This is a genomic window from Streptomyces sp. NPDC048604 (genome assembly GCF_043199435.1).
In the GTDB taxonomy this organism is placed as follows: Bacteria; Actinomycetota; Actinomycetes; order Streptomycetales; family Streptomycetaceae; genus Streptomyces.
On the sequence record NZ_JBICVX010000017.1, the window covers coordinates 48,513 to 68,114 of the forward strand.

Genomic DNA, 19,602 nt, shown 5'->3' on the forward strand with positions numbered 1-19,602 from the left:
GCCTTCCGGACAGGGGGGGTCGGGGGTGGAGAGGGAGCCTTGTCTGGCAGGACAGGGCGAACGGGCCGGGTGAGGCCCGCCGAAGACTGTAAGCCGTCGATCGATGATCGATCAAAGGGTTGAAGGGGAAAACCTCTCCGGATCGAGAAAGTCGGCACAGGGTGCCGCGAAATCGGGCACCGGGTGCCTTATTTTCGCAGGTGGGGAGCCGGATGAGAGACGGATCACACGCATGAGCGGGCCCGCCGGGGAGGCGGACCCGCTCACGGGACGACGACGATGTTCACGCCCGGAGGTCCGGACGCTCAGGCCTCAGGGCCCGACGCTCAGGCCCTGGGGGCGCAACCGAGGACGTGGGCCTTCACCAGGGCGCCGATCTCCGGGTCGCGGCGGCGGAAGGCCTCCACGAGGTCCTGGTGCTCCTCCGCGTACGACTTCTGGACCGTGCCCAGCCAGCGGATCGACAGCGCCGTGAAGACCTCGATGCCCAGGCCCTCCCAGGTGTGCAGCAGCACCGCGTTCCCGGCCGCCTTCACCAGCTCCCGGTGGAAGGCCACCGTGTGCCGCACCTGGGCCGTCCCGTCGGCCGTGGCGTCCGCCTCGTACAGCGCCGTCACGTGCGGCTCCAGGGCCGAGCAGTCGGCCGCCAGGCGCTCCGCCGCCAGCTCGGCGGCGATCTGCTCCAGACCGGCCCGGACGGGGTAGCTCTCCTCCAGGTCGGCCGCGGTCAGGTTCCGCACCCGGACGCCCTTGTTCGGCGCCGACTCGATCAGCCGCAGCGACTCCAGCTCCCGCAGCGCCTCGCGGACCGGGGTCTGGGAGACCTCCAGCTCCGTCGCGATCCGCCGCTCCACGATCCGCTCGCCCGGCTTCCAGCGACCGCTGACGATGCCCTCCACGATGTGCTCGCGGATCTGCTCGCGCAGCGAATGGACGACGGGCATGGTCATGGAGGCCGCTCCTTAGGAGTCTTCGACTCTTAGACAATACGGCGGTGTCCCCGTCCGGAAACACATCCGGACGGGGACACCGCAGGTGAGGCTCGTTACGTTGCCCTTACAGGCCGAGGTCCACCTCGAACTCGCCGGCCTCAAGGATCGCCTTGACGGCCGTCAGGTAGCGGGCGGCGTCGGCGCCGTCCACCAGACGGTGGTCGTACGACAGCGTCAGGTACGTCATGTCGCGGACGCCGATGACGGTGCCCTCGGCGGTCTCGATGACGGCCGGACGCTTGACCGTGGCGCCGATGCCCAGGATGGCGACCTGGTTCGGCGGCACGATGATCGTGTCGAACAGCGCACCGCGCGAGCCCGTGTTGGAGATGGTGAAGGTCGCGCCGGCCAGCTCGTCCGGGGTGATCTTGTTGCCGCGGACCTTGGCGGCCAGGTCGGCGGTGGCCTTGGAGATGCCGGCGATGTTGAGGTCGCCCGCACCCTTGATGACCGGGGTCATCAGGCCCTTCTCGGAGTCCACCGCGATACCGATGTTCTCGGTGTCGAAGTAGCTGATCGTGCCCTCGTCCTCGTTGATCCGGGCGTTGATGACCGGGTGGGCCTTCAGCGCCTGGGCCGCCGCCTTGACGAAGAACGGCATCGGGGAGAGCTTGACGCCCTCGCGGGCGGCGAACGCGTCCTTGGCGCGGGCGCGCAGCTTCATCAGCTTGGTGATGTCGACCTCGACGACCGAGGACAGCTGGGCCTGGCCGTGCAGCGCCTTCATCATGTTGTCGCCGATGACCTTGCGCATGCGGGTCATCTTGACCGTCTGACCACGCAGCGGGGAGACCTCCAGGGCGGGGGCCTTCGGCGCGGCAGCGGCGGCAGGGCCTGCGGCAGTCACAGCCGGGGCGGCAGCGGCGGCCTTCTTGGCCTCGGCGGCCGCGAGGACGTCCTGCTTGCGGATGCGGCCACCGACGCCGGAGCCCTTGACGCTGGCCAGGTCGACGCCGTTCTCCGAGGCCAGCTTGCGGACCAGCGGGGTCACGTACGCGCCGTCCTCCGCCGGCTCGGCGGCGGCGGGGGCGGGGGCGGCCGGGGCCTGGGCGACCGGGGCGGCGGGTGCGACCGGGGCCGGAGCGGCGACCGGGGCGGCCGGAGCCACCGGGGCGGGCGCCGGAGCCGGAACCGCGGGGGCGGCCGGGGCCGGAGCGGCGGCAGCGGGAGCCGGGGCGGCCGGAGCCGGAGCGGCGGCCGGAGCCGCGCCCGCGGCGCCGATGACGGCCAGCTTCGCGCCGACCTCGGCGGTCTCGTCCTCGGCGACGGTGATCTCCAGGAGAACGCCGGAGACCGGCGCCGGGATCTCGGTGTCGACCTTGTCCGTGGAGACCTCGAGCAGCGGCTCGTCGGCCTCGACGGTCTCGCCGACCGACTTCAGCCAGCGGGTGACGGTGCCCTCGGTGACCGACTCGCCCAGAGCGGGCAGGGTGACCTCGGTGCCGGAGGCGGCGACCCCTGCGGGGACAGAAGGGGCGGGGGCGGCCGGAGCCTCGGCCACGGGGGCCGGGGCGGCGGGGGCCTCGGCGACCGGCGCGGGGGCGGCGGCCGGGGCCGGAGCGGCCGCGGCGGCCGGAGCCGGGGCGGCGGCGGGCGCGCCCGTGCCGTCGTCGATGACCGCCAGCTCGGCGCCGACCTCGACGGTCTCGTCCTCGGCGACCTTGATGGAGGCGAGGATGCCCGACGCCGGGGCGGGGATCTCGGTGTCGACCTTGTCGGTCGAGACCTCGAGCAGCGGCTCGTCGGCCTCGACGCGCTCGCCCTCGGCCTTGAGCCAGCGGGTGACGGTGCCCTCGGTGACGCTCTCGCCGAGCGCCGGCAGGGTTACGGAAACCGACATGGTTTCGGTTGCTCCTAACGAATTGCGGTAAGTGGTCGTCGCGCCCGTGTGATGACGTGAGCGTCAGTCGTGGGAGTGGAGGGGCTTGCCGGCCAGGGCCAGGTGGGCCTCGCCGAGCGCCTCGTTCTGCGTCGGGTGGGCGTGGATGAGCTGCGCGACCTCGGCCGGCAGCGCCTCCCAGTTGTAGATCAGCTGCGCCTCGCCGACCTGCTCGCCCATGCGGTCACCGACCATGTGGACGCCGACCACGGCACCGTCCTTGACCTGGACGAGCTTGATCTCGCCCGCGGTCTTCAGGATCTTGCTCTTGCCGTTGCCCGCGAGGTTGTACTTCAGGGCGACGACCTTGTCCGCGCCGTAGATCTCCTTGGCCTTCGCCTCGGTGACGCCGACGGAGGCGACCTCGGGGTGGCAGTACGTCACCCGCGGCACGCCGTCGTAGTCGATCGGCACCGGCTTCAGACCGGCCAGGCGCTCGGCCACCAGAATGCCCTCGGCGAAGCCGACGTGAGCCAGCTGGAGGGTGGGGACGAGGTCGCCCACGGCCGAGATCGTCGGCACGTTCGTGCGCATGTACTCGTCGACCAGGACGTGACCGCGCTCCATGGCGACGCCCTGCTCCTCGTAGCCGAGACCCGCGGAGACCGGGCCGCGACCGATGGCGACCAGGAGGACCTCGGCCTCGAAGGTCTTGCCGTCGGCCAGCGTGACCTTCACACCGCTGTCGGTGTACTCGGCGGACTGGAAGAAGGTGCCGAGGTTGAACTTGATGCCCCGCTTGCGGAAGGCCCGCTCGAGCAGCTTGGAGCTGTTCTCGTCCTCGACCGGGACGAGGTGCTTCAGGCCCTCGATCACCGTCACGTCGGCGCCGAAGGACTTCCACGCGGAGGCGAACTCGACGCCGATGACGCCGCCGCCCAGGATGATCGCGGACTGCGGGACGCGGTCCAGGGTCAGCGCGTGGTCCGAGGACAGGATGCGGTTGCCGTCGATCTCGAGGCCCGGCAGCGACTTCGGCACGGAACCGGTGGCGAGCAGGATGTGACGGCCCTCGACGCGGCGGCCGTCCACGTCGACCGAGGTCGGGGAGGAGAGCCGGCCGTGGCCCTCGATGTACGTCACCTTGCGGGAGGCGACCAGACCCTGCAGGCCCTTGTACAGGCCCGAGATCACGTCGTCCTTGTACGCGTGCACGGCCTTGATGTCGATGCCCTCGAAGGAGGCCTTGACACCGAACTGCTCCGCCTCGCGCGCCTGGTCGGCGACCTCGCCGGCGTGCAGCAGCGCCTTCGTCGGGATGCAGCCGTTGTGCAGGCAGGTGCCGCCGAGCTTGTTCTTCTCGATCAGTGCGACGTCCAGGCCCAGCTGCGCTCCGCGCAGCGCCGCGGCGTAACCGCCGCTACCGCCGCCGAGGATCACTAGGTCGAAAACGGTGCTGGCGTCGTTCGCCACGTCACGTCCTCCATGCATGTGCGCCGTTCGCCGGTCGTCGACGACCGGGCGGCGGCTGGTGTCCGGCCGCTTTATCTCGGCCCTGTGGTGGGGGCCCTGTCCTGCCGAGAACCCATCTTCGCACTTGTTGCCGGAACACGGGACGCGGGGCCGCGCTCTGAGACCGGTGTGGGCGAAAACACCCCGCCCCCGGCCGTCGGGACCGGGGGCGGAGTGTGTCACCTGTGCGCGGGGACTCAGCCGAGGTCGCCCTCGGCGGTGTGCTCCGCCAGCTTCACCAGGGTGCGCACCGAGGAGCCGGTGCCGCCCTTGGGGGTGTAGCCGTACGGCGCGCCCTCGTGGTAGGCGGGGCCCGCGATGTCCAGGTGGGCCCAGGCGATGCCCTCGCCGACGAACTCCTTCAGGAACAGGCCGGCGACCAGGCCGCCGCCCATCCGCTCGCCCATGTTCGCGATGTCCGCGGTCGGCGAGTCCATGCCCTTGCGCAGGTCGGCCGGGAGCGGCATCGGCCAGGACGCCTCGCCGACCTCCTCCGCGATCTCGTGGATCTCGGTGCGGAAGGCGTCGTCGTTGGCCATGATCCCGAAGGTGCGGTTGCCGAGCGCGAGGACCATCGCGCCGGTCAGCGTCGCGACGTCGACGATCGCGTCCGGGTGCTCCTCGGAGGCCTTGGTCAGCGCGTCGGCCAGGACCAGCCGGCCCTCGGCGTCGGTGTTGAGGACCTCGACGGTCTTGCCGCTGTACATGCGCAGCACGTCGCCCGGGCGGGTGGCCGAGCCGGACGGCATGTTCTCGGCGAGCGCCAGCCAGCCGGTGACGTTCACGGCGAGGCCGAGGCGGGCGGCCGCGACGACGGCGGCGAACACGGCGGCCGCGCCGCTCATGTCGCACTTCATCGTCTCGTTGTGGCCGGCCGGCTTCAGCGAGATGCCGCCCGAGTCGTAGGTGATGCCCTTGCCGACCAGGGCCAGGGTCTTCTCCGCGTCGGGGTGCGTGTACGCGATCCTGACCAGGCGCGGGCCGCGCACGGCGCCCTGGCCGACGCCGAGGATGCCGCCGTAGCCGCCCTTCTCGAGCGCCTTCTCGTCGAGCACCTGGACCTTCAGGCCGTGCTCCTTGCCGGCGGCCTGCGCGGCCGCGGCGAAGGTCGCCGGGTACAGGTCGTTCGGCGGCATGTTGATCAGGTCGCGGGCGCGGTTGATCTCCTCGGCGACGATCTGCGCGCGCTCGGCCGCGGCCTTGAACGCCTTGTCGCGGGGCTTCGCGCCGAGCAGCGCCACCTCGGCCAGCGGCTTCTTGCCGTTCTTGCCGCTCTGGTCCTGGTACGCGGTGTAGGCGTACGCGCCGAGCAGCGCGCCCTCCGCGACCGCCTCGGCGTCCTCGACGGAGCCGGCAGGCAGCGCGAAGCCGGCCTTCTTCGAGCCGTGCAGGGTGCGGGAGGCGACGCCGGCGGCGCGGCGCAGGGCCTCGCCGGCGTAGTCCGCGCCGTCCTCGGGGGCGGAGCCGAGGCCGACGGCGAGCACGACGGGGGACTTCATGCCGGCGGGGGCGGGCAGCTTGGTCGCCTCACCCTCGGCGCCGGTGGCACCGAGCGTCTCCAGGACGGCGGCGAGCTTTCCGTCGAACGCCGCGTCCACGGCCTCGGCGCCGGGCGCGAGGACGAGGCCCTTGCCGGACTTGGCGACGCCGACCACGAGGGCGTCGGCGCGCAGCGTCGCCGCGCCGGCCGTGCTGAGAGTGAGAGCAGTCACGGTGGTGAATTCTCGCTTCCATTGAGTTCTGTGGCGGTCGAGGGATGGGCCGACCGTGCCCGCCGCATGGTATTTCGGCCGGGCAACCGCCGTGAACGAGCCTACGCTCGCTCGTCCGGTTCGCTCACGGGGGCAGCGGTTCACTCATCCGTGGTGTCTGTTCCATGTTTACCCCGCGGGCCGTACGGGCTCGGCCACACTCGCCTCGTCCACGCACCTGTCCGAGGGGGGAACCAGCCGATGGACCCGTCCCGCCTGTCCAGAACGGCCGTCCGCATGCCGCGCACCGCGTCCCGTGCACCCGGTGCCGCCCGCCGCGCGGCCCTGGCCGCCGCCGCACTGCTCGCCACCGTCGTCCCCACCGCGGGGCCGGCCGTCGCCGCGCCCGTCCCGCGGATCGACCTCACCGTCCTCGTGGTCGACGACGGCAGCGGCACCGTCGGCGCGATCACCGCCGAACTGCGCGACGCCGGCGTCCCGTACCGCACGCTCGACCTGAACGACCCCGGCCGTCCCGCCGTCGACGCCGGGTTCCTCAGCGACACCGTCGACGGCCGGCCGCGCGCGAAGTACCAGGGCGTGGTGCTGCCGCACGAGGCGCCGTTCGGCCCCGACTCGCCGGAGCAGGCCGCCCTCGCCGCGTACGAGCGGACCTACGGCATCCCGCAGGTCGACGCGTACACCTGGGCGCACCCCGGGGTCGGCCTCGACTACACCAGCGAGGGCGGCTGGTCCGGCGTCCTCGACGGCGTCACCGCCAGCCTCACCGCCGCCGGCCGGTCCGGGCCCTTCCGGCACCTCGACGGCCCGGTGACCTTCGAGGACAACGACCCGGCGGTCTCCGAGAGCTACGGCTACGCCGGCCGCCCCCGCGAGGGCTACACCAGCTACCTCGACCTGCCCGTGACCGGCGGCGGCCGGGCCAGCCTGATCGGCGAGTACGCCCGCGACGGCCGCCGCGAACTGGTCGTCACCTTCGCCTACAACCAGCACCAGCGGCAGTTCCGGGCGCTGGCCCGCGGCATCGTCGAATGGCTCACCCAGGGCGTCCACCTCGGCCGCAGCCGCAGCTACTTCTCCGTGCACGTCGACGACGTCTTCGCGCCGGACGCCCGCTGGAACACCGTTCGGAACTGCACTCCCGGCGACCTCGACTGCGCCGGCGGCGACGGGGCGGACGCCGACGCCATCCGCATGACCGCCGCCGACGCCGGGTACGCGGCCGCCTGGCAGAAGTCCGCCGGCTTCACCCTCGACCTGGTCTACAACGGCGGCCAGGGCGAGCAGTGGAAGACCGAGCACGGAGGCCGGGACGAGCTCAGCACCCGGCTGATCGCCGACCGGGCCCAGTACCGCTGGATCAACCACACCTACACGCACCCCTTCCTGGGCTGTGTGCAGGACAGCAGCACCGTCCCCTGGCAGTGCGCCAAGAACACCGCCGGCGCCACGCTGTGGACGAGCCGCTCGGAGATCTCCGCGCAGATCCGCAACAACCACAACTGGGCCGTCGGCAAGGGCATCTCCGTCGACCGCGCCGAACTCGTCACCGGCGAGCACTCCGGACTGAAGACCCTGCCGCAGCAGCCCGTCGACAACCCGAACCTCGCCGGCGCGCTCGCCGACAACGGCGTCCGGTGGCTCGCCTCCGACAACTCCCGCGAGCCCGCCCAGCGGACCGTCGGCGGCGCGAAGACCGTGCCCCGGCACCCGATGAACGTGTACTACAACGTCGGCACCGCCGCCGAGATGACCGACGAGTACAACTGGATCTACACCTCGCGCGCCGACGGCGGCAGCGGGATCTGCGAGTCGAACCCCAGCTCCACCTGCCTGCCCGCGCCGCTCGACCCGGCCACCGGCTACGCCCGGTACATCGTCCCGCAGGAGGCGCGCATCGCGCTCTCCCACGTCGTGGCGAACGACCCCCGCCCGCACTACGTCCACCAGTCCAACCTCGCCGAGGAGCGGCTGCTCTACCCCGTCCTCGACCGGGTCCTCGCCGACTACCGCGCCCTGTTCGCCGACAACACCCCGCTGGTCAACCCGCGCCAGCGCGACGCCGGGCTCGAACTGGAGCGCCGCGCGGCCTGGGCCAAGGCCCTCGCCGACGGCAGGGTCACCGCGTACCGGATCGGCGACACCGTCACCGTCCGCACGCCCTCCGGCGTCCTCGCCCCGCTCACCGCGCCCGAGGGCACGCGCAGGCAACTCCTGCTCGGCACCGCGGCGTTCGGGACGCCGTACGCCGGGGCCCGCTCGGACTGGACCGGTCCCGAGCCGCTGCAGGGCGCGATCACGCTCAAGCTCCCGACCACCTAGCAGCGCACGTACGTCCTGGGGGGACACGCACATGCCGGGCAGTGGCCGTCACGTCACCATGCTCACCGAAGGCACCTATCCGCACGTCCACGGGGGAGTCAGCACCTGGTGCGACCAGCTCGTCCGGGGCATGCCCGAGGTCGACTTCTCCGTACTCTCGCTCACCGGCAGCGGCCGCGAACCCGTCGGCTGGGAACTGCCGCCCAACGTCCGCCGCCACACCGTCTTCCCGCTCTGGGGCCCGCCGTCCGCGGCGGGCCCCCGCCGGCCCCTCGTCGGGCGGGAACGGCGCCGCTTCGTCGAGGCGTACGAGCGGTTCCTGCTGGCGCTGCTCGACCCGTCCGCCGGCTGCGACTTCGGCGAGGGCCTGTACGCGCTGGCCGCGCTCGCCCGGCGCGGACGGCTCACCTCCGCGCTGCGCAGCGAGGCGGTGCTGCGCTCCCTGATGTGGATCTGGTCCATGCCGCACCTGCCGACGGCCGCGGCCCGGCCCACCGTCCACGACGCCCTCACCGCCAACGACCTGCTGGAGCACGCCCTGCGGCCGCTGGCCGCACGGCTGTCGCCGGACGGGGTCGCGCACGCCGTCTCCAGCGGCCTCGCGACCCTGCCGGCGCTCGCCGCCCAGCACTTCGAGGGCGTGCCGTTCCTGCTCACCGAGCACGGCATCTATCTGCGCGAGCGCTACCTCGGCTACCGCACCGAGGCCCAGCGCTGGCCGGTGAAGGCGCTGCTGCTCGCGTTCTACCGGGAGCTCAACACCCTCGGGTACCGCAGGGCCGACCTGATCACCCCCTGCAACCAGTACAACCGGCGCTGGGAGGAGCGCGGGGGCGCGCCCGCCGAGCGCATCAGGACCGTCTACAACGGCGTCGACCCGCGGGCCTTCCCGTACGCCGGACCCGAGCCGGAGACGCCCACGCTGAGCTGGGCCGGGCGGATCGACCCCATCAAGGACCTGGAGACGCTGATCCGGGCGTACGCCATCGCCCGCGCCGAACTCCCGGAGCTGCGGCTGCGGTTGTTCGGCCCGGTGCCGGCCGGCGGCGAGGACTACCGGACCCGGCTGGAGAAGCTCGCGGCCGAACTGGGCGTGGCGCACGGGATCAGCTACGAGGGGCGGGTCACGGACGTGGCCCGCGCCTACGCGGCCGGGAACCTCGTCATGCTGTCCTCGATCAGCGAGGGCTTCCCCTTCTCGCTGATCGAGGCGATGTCCTGCGGCCGGGCCACCGTCTCCACCGACGTGGGCGGGGTGCGGGAGGCGGTCGGCGACACGGGCCTCGTGGTCCCGCCCCGCGAACCGGCGGTCATGGCCGCGGCCGTCGTGGACCTGCTGTGCGACGACGCCCGCCGGGCGGAGCTCGGCCGGCGGGCCCGGCAGCGGGTGGTCGACCGCTTCACCCTGCACCGCTCGGTCGACGGCTTCCGCGCCATCTACCGCGAACTGAGCGGCGAACCCCCGGCGCCCGAACGGGAGGTGGAGGACTGGACCGTGCGCCTCACCGACCCCTGGCGCGCGGACCTCGTCGGCGAAGGGAGCCTCGCATGAGCGGCTCCCTGTGGCTGGGGCCGCCCGGCGTCCGGCAGGACTCCCTGCCGGCGATCCCACGGCCGCGGGGCGGCGCGGAGGACCGCGGGCGCCCGGGCGGGAGCGACGACCAGGGGGCGGATCAGCGCCCGCTCGCCGCCGATCCCCTCGACGAACTCGCCGACCGGATCGGGCCGCTGGCGGCCGTCGCCGTGCACCCCGACGAGATCGCCGCGATCCTCGAGTCGGACGGGATGACCGACGAGCACATCCGGCTCACCTACGGGCGGCAGGACTCCTTCGCCCTGGGCGAGGAGTTGTACGTCCGGGTCGAGCGGCGCCACCCCGAGCCCGAGGCGCCGGCCGCCGCGCCCTGGTACGCCGGGCTCGGGGGCTGTCTGCTGCGCGGGCTTGTGTTCGCGCTGCCGGGACTGGCGTACGTGCTCGGCGGACCGCTGCTCGCCGGCCCGCCCGGCCGGTTCGCGCTGCCCGCCGGGACGGTGCCGCTGCTCGCCGGGGCCCTGGCCGGCTGGGTGTGGAACCAGGCGCTGTCCCACCGGGCGTACACCTGGCTCGGCCTCGGCGACCGGCCGGCCGCCGTGCGGACACTGCTCACCGGCGCGCCCGCCGGGGCGCTGGCCGGCGCCGTCGTCGCGGTCGCGGCGACCGGACCGGGGGAGTGGCGGGCGACCGCGTTCGCCGCCGGACAGTCGCTGTACCTGGCCGGGGCGACCGTGCTGCTGGTCCTCGGCCGCGAACGCGCCCTGCTGTACGCGCTCGCACCGCTCGCCGGGGCGCTGTTCTCCTTCCGGTACGACCTGCCGGACGCGCTCCGCGTCGCGCTGCTGCTCGCCTCGCTCGCCGCGACCGTCGTCTTCGCCGCGGTCGTGCTGCTCCCGGGCGCCCGCCCCGACCCGTCCCGCCGCGCCGGGCCGCCGCTCGCGGCCTCCCTGCCGTACGGCCTGTTCGGCCTCGGCACCGGCATGCTGGTGCTGTACGCGGCCGTCGGCGACGTGCTCGCCTCCGACGGCCCGGCCGACGTCGTCGCCGCCCCCTCGGCGGTGGCGCTCACGCTCTCGATGGGACCGGCCGAGTGGCTGCTGCACCGGTTCCGCGGCGAGAGCAGCGCCGGGCTGCGGCTCACCACGACCGCCCGCGCGTTCCGCCGGACCGCCGCGGTGACCCTGGCGCTCTGCCTCGTCGGCTACCTCGCCGTCCTGCTGGCGCTCGCCCTCGCCGGGACGCTCGCCTGGCCGGGCGCGGGCCCGCCCGACGCGGGGCGGCTGCTCGGGCTGCTGCTCGTCGGCGTCGCACTCTGGCTGGGGCTGCTGCTCCAGGCGTACGGCGCGGTGCTCGGCGCCGGGCTGGTCTGTCTGCTCGCCGCCGCCGCGCAGATGACCGCGCCCGCCGCGGCCGGACCGGCGATCACCGCGGCGGCGGCCGCTGTGCTCGGCGCCTGGAGTTGTGCTCTGCTGGTACGGCCGACTGCCCATCGAGCGTAGGGGGAGCCCGCCGTGATCCCGACCCTCCTGGTGCCGTACTACGAGCACCCCGCCGAACGCCCCGAGGCGTGGGCGGCGCTGGTGGCCGCCGCGCCCCGGCTGTACGGGGTGGTGCTCAACCCGGAGAGCGGTCCCGGCCGCGCCGCCGACCCGGCGTTCGCCGACGTCGCCGGCCGGCTGCGGGCGGCCGGGGTCCGGGTGCTCGGTTACACGGACGCCGACTACGGCCGCCGCCCGCACGGCGAGGTCGTCGCCGACCTGCTGCGGCACCGCGACTGGTACGGCGCCGACGGAGCGTTCCTCGACCAGGTGCCGACCGGGCCGGAGGCCGTCGCCCACTTCCGCCGGATCGCGGTGGCCGCCCGCGCCGCCGGGGCCCGCACCCTGGTGTTCAACCACGGGGCGCAGCCCCACCCCTCGTACGCGCCGCTGGCCGATCTGTTCGTCACCTTCGAAGGCCCCTGGGACAGTTACCGGGATCTGGACCTGCCGTCCGGCGACCGGCACTGCCACCTCGTGTACGCGGCCCCGGCGGACGCCCGGCTCACCTCGGCCGTGCAGTGTGCGGTGCCGGGCGGCGGGGCGCACCCGTGGGGCACGCTGCCGCACGCCCTGGAGGGCACCCGGTGAGACGTTTCCTCACTCTGCTCGCCGTCCTGCTGCTCGCCCTGACGGCCTGCACCTCCGCCCCGGACGACGACCGCTCGGGGGACCGCTGGCGCCCGGCGCCCGGCCTGGACTGGCAGTGGCAGCTCAGCGGCCGGCTCGACCCGGCCGTCGACGTCCCGGTGTACGACGTCGACGGCTTCGACCAGTCCGCCGCGACCGTCGCCGACCTGCACCGGCGCGGCCGCAAGGTGATCTGCTACCTGTCCACCGGCGCCTGGGAGGAATTCCGCCCCGACGCCGCGAAGTTCCCCGCGGCCGTGCTCGGGCGGGGCAACGGCTGGCCGGGCGAGCGCTGGCTCGACATCCGCCGCACCGACGTGCTCGAACCCCTGATGGCGGCCCGGATCGACATGTGCCGCGCCAAGGGCTTCGACGCCGTCGAGCCCGACAACATGGACGGCTACGCCAACCGCACCGGCTTCCCCCTGACCGCCGCCGACCAGCTCCGCTACAACCGGCTGATCGCCCGGCTGGCCCACGAGCGGGGCCTCGCCGTCGGGTTGAAGAACGACCTCGACCAGATCCCCGAACTGCTCCCGGACTTCGACTTCGCGGTCAACGAGCAGTGCGCCGAGTACGAGGAGTGCGAGCTGCTCGTTCCGTTCGTACGGGCCGGCAAGGCCGTCTTCCACGTCGAGTACGAGCTGCCGACCGGCGCGTTCTGCCCGCAGTCGCGCAAGTTGGGGCTGAGCTCGATGCTCAAGCGGTACGACCTGGGGGCCTGGCGCCGGCCCTGCTAGCCGCTACGGCCGGGCGAGGGTCAGCGCCACCAGCGCGGCGGTCGCCGCCGTCTCCTCCACCGCGCCGAACACGTCGCCGGTCACCCCGCCGAACCGGGCCACGCAGCGCCGCAGCAGCAGCGCCGCGGCGGCGAGGGCGGCGGCCGCGGCCAGCACATGGCGCAGCGCGTCGTACGGGGAGAACAGCCCGCCCGCGGCCGCGCAGCCGGCCAGGACCGCGGCGGTCGTCAGGGCGGCCGGGCCGGCCGGCACGGTGCCGGCGACCATCGCGCCCAGGCCCTCGGGCCGGGCGGCCGGGACACCGGAGCGGGAGGCGTGGGTGAGGGCGAGCCGGGCCACCACCGCGGCCAGCACCGCGGCGAGCGCGCCGCGCGCCCAGCCGTCGGCGTACAGCGCGGCCAGCGCGGCCACTTGGGCGAACAGGACGAACAGGAGGGTGATCACGCCGAACGGGCCGATGTCCGACTGCTTCATGATGCGCAGCGCGTCCTCGGCGGGCTTGCCGCTGCCGAGGCCGTCCGCGGTGTCCGCGAGCCCGTCGAGGTGCAGCCCGCGGGTGAGCAGTGCGGGGACGGCGGCCGAGGCCACGGCGGCGAGCAACGGGCCCGCGCCGAGCAGCAGCAGCGCCGCGCCGAGCCCGCCGGCGAGCAGCCCGACGACCAGGCCGGGCACGGGGGCCCAGAGCATGCCGGCCCGCGCCGCGTCCCGGTCCCAGCGGGTGACGCGGGCGGGGAGCACGGTGAGCGTGCCGAAGGCGAACCGTATGCCGACCATGTGCGGCACAGTAGCCGCCGCCCCCGACCGGTAAGTTACGCACAACACGGCAAAGGCGCACAAACGTGGGCGGAAGGGCTGGGCGTGGCATGGATCACTGGTTCCAACGCAACATCGTCGAGCCCGGAAAACTCCCGCTGCTGCTCGCGCTGGCCTCCTTCGTCCTGACCTTCGTGATCACCCGGACGATCACCCGGCTGATCCGGGCCGGGAAAGGGCCGTTCCGCAATGTCTCCGGCGCGGGCGGAGTGCACATCCACCATGTCGTCCCCGGCGTGGTCCTCACGCTCGTCGGCGGCTTCGGCGCGGTCGCCACCGGCCGGGAGGGCGTCGCCGCCGCCGTGTTCGCGGTGCTCTTCGGGATCGGGGCGGGCCTGGTCCTCGACGAGTTCGCGCTGATCCTGCACCTGGACGACGTGTACTGGAGCGACGACGGCCGCAAGAGCGTCGAGGTCGTCGTGCTCACCTTCTCCCTGGTGATTCTGACCCTGGCCGGCTTCTCGCCGCTGGGCGTCAACGAGGCCACCACCGAGGAGCGGGAGAACCGGGGGCTCTTCGCGCTCACCCTCGCGGTGAACTTCCTGTTCGTGCTCATCGCCCTGCTGAAGGGCAAGTTCCGGATGGCCGTCATCGGCACGCTGGTGCCGTTCGTGGCGATCGTCGGGGCGCTGCGGCTCGCCCGGCCCGGTTCGACGTGGGCCCGCAAGGCGTACCGGCGGCGGCCCAAGGCACGGGCGAAGGCGGGGCTGCGGGCCTACCGGCACGACCGGCGCTGGAACCGGGTCGTGCGGCGCTTTCAGGACGTGGTCGGCGGCTTCCAGGAGCGGGTCCCGCTCCGGTCCGGGCACGGCCCGGGCGGCGACGGCGGTCCGCCGGACGCCCGCTGACGCAGGGTCCGCACCGCGCAGACGGCCGCGATCGCGGCGATCGCCGCCAGGTGCTCCTTGCCGGCGAGGTTGCTCTTCACCAGCACCTCGACCACCATCGCCAGGACCACCAGGCCCCCGGTGAACCAGGCCCGGTACGTCCAGCACACGTACACCGCGAGGCCGACCACCGCCGCGGACGGGCCGGTGTCCACCACCTGCGCGTCCGAGGCGGGCAGCCCCAGCGGCGTGTCCGGGCCGAGGGCGATGCCGACCCGTGCGTACAGGGTCCCCGCCAGGGTCGCCAGATAGGCGACGCCCAGGGTCCGCCGTCGGCCCAGGCAGATCTCCGCGATCCCGAAGACCACCAGGATCTGGGCCAGCGCCCCCCAGACCGGCAGGTCGAGCGCCGGCACGAACAGCGACAGCGGGGTCCGCAGCAGCGCGAGCCACAGCGGGTCGGAGGCGCGTACCGCCCCGATGTTCTGGACGGGCTGGTAGCCCCAGTCCTGGTTCTGTATCAGCTGGAACAGGCCGGTGAGGCAGACCGCGGCCAAGGTCAGGGGTATCGCCCTCCATCGCCCGGTGACCAGCGCCGCGCGCACCGTCCCGTACAGCGGCCCCCATTCCCGGCGGGCGAGGTCCCCGGCGGACCGGGTCAACGGCTGCCTTCCAGGTGTCTGCGGTGCAGCCACTTCGGCAGCCCCGGGGCCTCCAGGAAGCCCTCGGCGCGGCCCGCCGCCAGGCCGATGCGCAGCAGGTCGGCGCTCTTCTCGAACAGCATGAATCGGGGCTCCCAGATCGGCCGGTACTTGGCGTTGGCGCGGTACAGCGACTCGATCTGCCACCAGCGGGAGAAGAAACTGAGCAGCGAACGCCACATCCGCAGCACCGGTCCCGCGCCGAGCCTCGCGCCACGTTCGAAGACGGAGCGGAACATCGCGAAGTTGAGCGAGACCTGCGTGATCCCGATCTCCTGGGCGTGCTGGAGGAGTTCGATGACCATGAACTCCATCAGGCCGTTGTCGGAGTCCCGGTCCCGGCGCATCAGGTCGAGCGACAGGCCCTTCGGGCCCCACGGCACGAAGGACAGCAGTGCCCGCAACTCGCCCTTCTCGTCCGTGCACTCGAGCATCACGCAGCGCCCGTCGGCCGGGTCGCCGAGCCGGCCGAGGGCCATGGAGAAGCCGCGCTCCGTCTCGCCGTCGCGCCAGTCGTCCGCCTTCGCCAGCAGGACGGTCATCTCGTCGTCGGGGATGTCCTCGTGGCGGCGGACCCGGACCTCGTACCCGGCCCGCTTGACGCGGTTGTACGCCTGCCGGACCGTGCGCATCGCACGGCCCTCCAGGGTGAACTCGGCGGTGTCCACGAGGGCCTCGTCGCCCAGCTCCAGGGCGTCGAGTCCGTGCCGGGCGTAGATCGTGCCGGCCTCCTCGCTCGCGCCCATCACGGCCGGGATCCAGCCGTGCTCCCTGGCCTCCGCCAGCCACGGCTCGATCGCGCCGGGCCAGGCCTCCGGGTCGCCGATCGGGTCGCCCGAGGCGAGCGAGACCCCGCCCACCACGCGGTACGCGACGGCGGCCTTCTCGCTCGGCGACCAGACCACGCTCTTCTCGCGGCGCAGCGCGAAGTAGCCCAGCGAGTCACGGTCGCCGTGCCGGTCGAGCAGCGCGCGCAGCTTGCGCTCGTCGTCCTCGGTGAGCGGGTCGACGGCCCGGCGGGACCGGAACGCGGCGAACAGTACGGCGAACAGCAGCAGGGTGGACAGCACGTTGATGGTGACGTCGACCCAGCCGGGCGTGGAGATCGCCGGGAACCGGGAGTCGTCGGCGGCCAGGGTGATCAGCCGCATCACACCGTACCGCCAGCGCTCCAGGAAGGTGGACGAGCCGGCGGCGGTGTTGGTGACGGTGACCAGGAAGGCGGCGAACAGCGAGGTCACCAGGAGGCCGACGAGGGCGACGACGGTGGCGAGCAGCGGGTTGGAACGGTCGCCCTTCGCGTAGAACTCCGTGCGGCCGAGGAGCAGTGCGACGACGAAGGCCGCTGTCAGGACCAGCGAGATCCAGTTCTGCGTGTGCTGCCGGATCTCCGGCAGGAACATCGCCAGCGCGAACAGCACCAGGAACAGGCCGCTCAGCACGAGGTTCAGGATCCAGGCGGCGCGCTTGCGGCGGCGCATGGTGACGGCGAGGAACAGCGTGAGGACGCCGGAGGCGAAACCCGCGGTGAGCAGGTACGGCGTGAAGTAGTCGTCCGTGTTGTGCCGGCGGAGGTCCTGGCCCAGCGAGACCCAGACCGCGCTGAGGAAGTTCACGAACGTGACCGCGCGCAGGTACCAGACGGCGAACGCGGCGGCGCGGCGCGAGCGCACGGTGCCGCGGGGCGCTGAATCGGTGGACAAACGGACCTCTCCCATGAAAAGCGAGCATATGGGGCACCGTCGGTCATGGCCGAGTGCCGCCGCGGCCCGTCACAGCGAATGTGCGACGGGCCGCGGCGGTACGCCTGAGCTGGCCTTTCGGTCAGCCCTCCTCGTCCGCGACCGGCACGTCGGCCGGACGCTCCGGCAGCTCGGCGGCGAGCGCCGCCGCGGCCTGGACGAGGGGCAGTGCGAGCAACGCCCCGGTTCCCTCACCCACTCGGACGCCGTGGTCGAGCAGAGGGTTGACCGCCATCCGGTCCAGCGCCTTGGCCTGCGCCGGCTCGCCGGAGAGCTGGCCGGCCAGCCACCAGTCCGGGGAACGGAACGCGGCCCGCTGCGCGACGAGACCGCAGGCCGCGCCGACCACGCCGTCCAGGATCACCGGCATCCGGCGCACCGCGCTCTGCAGCAGGAAGCCGGTCGTGGCGGCCAGGTCCGGGCCGCCGACGGCGGCGAGCAGCGCGAGCTGGTCGCCGAGGACGGGACGGGCGCGGCGCAGCGCGTCGCGGATCGCCGCGCACTTGCGCATCCACGCCAGGTCGTCGATCCCCGCGCCGCCGCGGCCGGTCACCACGGAGGCGTCCGTGCCGCACAGGGCGGCGACGAGGGTCGACGCGGCGGTGGTGCCGCCGACGCTCAGATCTCCCAGCACCACGAGATCGGTGCCCGAGTCCGCCTCCTCGTCGGCGATCGCCATGCCCAGCTCGACGGCGGCGTTCGCCTCCTCGAGGGTCATCGCGTCCTCGACGTCGATCCGCCCGGTCCCGCGGCGCACCCGGTGCCGTACGACCTCGGCGGGCAGCAGGGCGGGATCGCAGTCGAGGCCCGCGTCGACGACGCGCACCGGAACGTTCATGCGCCGGGCGAGCACCGCGACCGGGCTCGCTCCGTCCAGCACCTCCCGCACCAGCTCGTACGCGGTCCCCGCGGCCCGCCCGGACACCCCGAGCCCGGCCACCCCGTGGTCGCCCGCGAACAGCACCACACGCGGTTGCTCCACGGGCCGGACCGGCACCGCGGCCTGCGCGGCCGACAACCACTCGCCGAGCTCGTCCAGCCGCCCGAGCGCCCCGGCAGGAAGGCTCAGCCGCTCCCGGCGCGCCTCGGCGTCGTACCGTATCCCGCCGTCGGGTCGCTCGATCAGATCGGAGAAGTCGTCCAGGTTCAAGGGTCCGCCTTGTGCCGTCACTCGTCGTGGTCCAGGTCCGTAGCGTGAACGGTACCGTCAGAAAGTCGCTAGCCCCGCAGGACCACCGGCTGGCCCGCCGTCACCAGGACGAGCTGCTCGCACTCGTCGCCGAAGGCGGCGTTCAGACGGCCCAGTTCGTCGCGGAACCGGCGGCCCGAGGCGGTGGCCGGGACCACGCCCGCGCCGACCTCGTTGGTGACCGCCACGACCGTGCGGCGGGTCTCCCGCACCGCGGCGACCAGCTGCGCGATCCGCTCCCGCAGGGCCTCGCGGCCGCCGGACGACCAGCGTTCGTCGTCCCAGGCCCCGACCCGGTCCATGGCGTCCGTCAGCCACAGCGCCAGACAGTCGATCAGCAGCGCCGGGCCCTCCTCCGCGAGCAGCGGCACCAGGTCCGTCGTCTCCACGGTCCGCCAGGCCCCCGGGCGGCGATCCCGGTGCACCCCGATCCGCTCCGCCCACTCCGGGTCGCCCTCCCGCGTCCCGGAGGTCGCCACGTACACGACCTCCGGGAACGACTCCAGACGCCGCTCCGCCTCCAGGGACTTCCCCGACCGCGCCCCGCCGGTCACCAGCGTGCGCCGCGGGACCTCCGGGACGGTGCGGTACGCGCCGACCGTCACCGTCGTCCCGTCCGGCACCGCCCGGGCCCCCGCCGCCGCGAGCCGCCGGTCCAGCTCCGCGCCCGGCGGCACGTCGTGGTCCAGGTGCACCGCGACCACGTCCGTCGCCGGCCCCACCGCGCCCGAGGCCCGCAGCCGGGCCAGCGCGTCCGGCCGCCCGGTCACGTCCACGCAGACCGTGTCGTACGGCGGCCTGCCCCGCTCCGGCAGCCCGGCCGGCGCGCCGCCCGGCGGCAGGTACAGCAGCCGGTCCCCGTCCGGCGAGATCACCTCGTACCCCGTGCCCGGCGCGTCCATCGACACCGCCCGCACCGTATGCCCGCTGATCAGCGTCAGCTCCCGCCCGTCCGGCACCCGACCCGCCGTCGGCAGCCCCGGCGGCAGCTCCACCGCCGGCCCGTCGTGCGGATGCGTGAGCAGCACCTGCCGTACGCCGGTCAGCGAGTGCCCGGTCCGCGCCGCGGCCAGGGCCGCTCCCGGGGTCAGGTCGAGCAGCAGCGCCCCGTCGACGAGCAGCGCGGTCGCGGCCCGCGCGTACGGGCCGCGGGACAGGGCGCAGCGGGCGCAGGGGCAGTCGGGGCGGGGGAGCCCTTCGGGGGCTCCGGTGCCGAGCAGAGTCAGTTCCACGGTCACGATCCTCCCGCGTCCCCTGCGGGGGTGCGCGCCCGGCTACGCTGCGGGCAGGAAACCGATCATCCGGTGAGCTCCGGGAGGCGCGCATGGCATGGACGTGGCGGTTCGAGAAGACCGACGGCACCGAGGTCGAGCCCTCGGTCGTGCCGGAGGAGTTCACGACCCAGGGTGATGCCGAGTCCTGGATCGGCGAGTACTGGCGCGACCTCCTCGCGGGCGGCGCGGAGCAGGTCGTGCTCTTCGAGGACGCGACGAAGATCTACGGCCCGATGTCCCTGGACGCGGAGGCGTAG

At 73.7% G+C, this 19,602-nt stretch carries 16 protein-coding genes; 7 read left to right on the forward strand and 9 right to left on the reverse strand.

Translation table 11 applies throughout. The features are described from left to right. Positions 1–326 precede the first annotated feature (326 nt). From ACGFMM_RS29505 to ACGFMM_RS29520, 4 genes are all read right to left on the reverse strand, one after another. Positions 327–950, reverse strand: coding sequence for a GntR family transcriptional regulator (locus ACGFMM_RS29505; protein WP_393649511.1), 624 nt, complete (start codon positions 948–950; stop codon positions 327–329). Positions 951–1,056: 106 nt separating this feature from the next. Continuing rightward, on the reverse strand, positions 1,057–2,832 hold the full coding sequence (sucB, locus tag ACGFMM_RS29510; RefSeq protein ID WP_393649512.1) for a 2-oxoglutarate dehydrogenase, E2 component, dihydrolipoamide succinyltransferase: 1,776 nt from the start codon (positions 2,830–2,832) through the stop codon (positions 1,057–1,059). 63 nt (positions 2,833–2,895) lie between these two features. Continuing rightward, positions 2,896–4,284 (reverse strand): dihydrolipoyl dehydrogenase, encoded by a 1,389-nt coding sequence (lpdA, locus tag ACGFMM_RS29515; RefSeq protein ID WP_393649513.1) that lies wholly within the window; start codon positions 4,282–4,284, stop codon positions 2,896–2,898. 236 nt (positions 4,285–4,520) lie between these two features. Further along, positions 4,521–6,035: a leucyl aminopeptidase gene (locus tag ACGFMM_RS29520; RefSeq protein ID WP_393649514.1), complete on the reverse strand. Its 1,515-nt coding sequence runs from the start codon at positions 6,033–6,035 to the stop codon at positions 4,521–4,523. Positions 6,036–6,311: 276 nt separating this feature from the next. On the opposite strand from ACGFMM_RS29520, the gene ACGFMM_RS29525 reads away from it, so the two are divergent. From ACGFMM_RS29525 to ACGFMM_RS29545, 5 genes are read left to right on the forward strand one after another with little or no spacing between them, the layout of a single operon-like run. Continuing rightward, entirely contained in the window at positions 6,312–8,357 is a 2,046-nt protein-coding gene (locus tag ACGFMM_RS29525; RefSeq protein WP_393649601.1) for a hypothetical protein, read from the forward strand. Between the two features lie 31 nt (positions 8,358–8,388). Further along, complete coding sequence (gene pelF / locus ACGFMM_RS29530) at positions 8,389–9,909, forward strand: GT4 family glycosyltransferase PelF (protein ID WP_393649515.1); 1,521 nt, start codon at positions 8,389–8,391, stop codon at positions 9,907–9,909. After that, complete coding sequence (locus ACGFMM_RS29535; RefSeq protein WP_393649516.1) at positions 9,906–11,390, forward strand: hypothetical protein; 1,485 nt, start codon at positions 9,906–9,908, stop codon at positions 11,388–11,390. The genes pelF and ACGFMM_RS29535 overlap by 4 nt, the downstream gene beginning before the upstream one ends. A 15-nt stretch (positions 11,391–11,405) precedes the next feature. Continuing rightward, on the forward strand, positions 11,406–12,020 hold the full coding sequence (locus ACGFMM_RS29540) for a spherulation-specific family 4 protein (RefSeq protein ID WP_393649602.1): 615 nt from the start codon (positions 11,406–11,408) through the stop codon (positions 12,018–12,020). Beyond that, positions 12,017–12,799, forward strand: a complete 783-nt coding sequence (locus tag ACGFMM_RS29545) for an endo alpha-1,4 polygalactosaminidase (RefSeq protein WP_393649517.1) — start codon at positions 12,017–12,019, stop codon at positions 12,797–12,799. The genes ACGFMM_RS29540 and ACGFMM_RS29545 overlap by 4 nt, the downstream gene beginning before the upstream one ends. A gap of 3 nt (positions 12,800–12,802) precedes the next feature. Here the strand turns inward: ACGFMM_RS29545 and ACGFMM_RS29550 are convergent, their stop codons facing one another. Further along, positions 12,803–13,573: an adenosylcobinamide-GDP ribazoletransferase gene (locus ACGFMM_RS29550; RefSeq protein WP_393649518.1), complete on the reverse strand. Its 771-nt coding sequence runs from the start codon at positions 13,571–13,573 to the stop codon at positions 12,803–12,805. Positions 13,574–13,662: 89 nt separating this feature from the next. Between ACGFMM_RS29550 and ACGFMM_RS29555 the strand changes: the two genes are divergently transcribed. Then, positions 13,663–14,460: a hypothetical protein gene (locus ACGFMM_RS29555; RefSeq protein WP_393649519.1), complete on the forward strand. Its 798-nt coding sequence runs from the start codon at positions 13,663–13,665 to the stop codon at positions 14,458–14,460. On the opposite strand, the gene ACGFMM_RS29560 is transcribed toward ACGFMM_RS29555, so the two are convergent. From ACGFMM_RS29560 to ACGFMM_RS29575, 4 genes are all read right to left on the reverse strand, one after another. Then, positions 14,370–15,101 carry a hypothetical protein gene (locus tag ACGFMM_RS29560; protein ID WP_393649520.1) on the reverse strand — a complete coding sequence of 244 codons (732 nt, stop codon included), beginning with the start codon at positions 15,099–15,101 and terminating at the stop codon, positions 14,370–14,372. The genes ACGFMM_RS29555 and ACGFMM_RS29560 overlap by 91 nt on opposite strands. Continuing rightward, a complete protein-coding gene (locus ACGFMM_RS29565) occupies positions 15,098–16,858 on the reverse strand; it encodes a phosphatidylglycerol lysyltransferase domain-containing protein (RefSeq protein WP_393649521.1) in 1,761 nt (586 codons plus the stop codon). Before ACGFMM_RS29565 ends, ACGFMM_RS29560 begins: the two co-directional genes overlap by 4 nt. A 106-nt stretch (positions 16,859–16,964) precedes the next feature. Then, on the reverse strand, positions 16,965–18,032 hold the full coding sequence (cobT, locus tag ACGFMM_RS29570; protein WP_393649522.1) for a nicotinate-nucleotide--dimethylbenzimidazole phosphoribosyltransferase: 1,068 nt from the start codon (positions 18,030–18,032) through the stop codon (positions 16,965–16,967). A gap of 68 nt (positions 18,033–18,100) precedes the next feature. Continuing rightward, the gene (locus ACGFMM_RS29575; protein WP_393649523.1) at positions 18,101–19,303 is read right to left on the reverse strand and encodes a bifunctional adenosylcobinamide kinase/adenosylcobinamide-phosphate guanylyltransferase; all 1,203 of its coding nucleotides are present in this window, start codon (positions 19,301–19,303) and stop codon (positions 18,101–18,103) included. A 92-nt stretch (positions 19,304–19,395) separates the two neighbouring features. Here ACGFMM_RS29575 and ACGFMM_RS29580 point away from each other — a divergent pair, with 92 nt between their 5' ends. After that, positions 19,396–19,602 carry a hypothetical protein gene (locus tag ACGFMM_RS29580; protein WP_393649524.1) on the forward strand — a complete coding sequence of 69 codons (207 nt, stop codon included), beginning with the start codon at positions 19,396–19,398 and terminating at the stop codon, positions 19,600–19,602.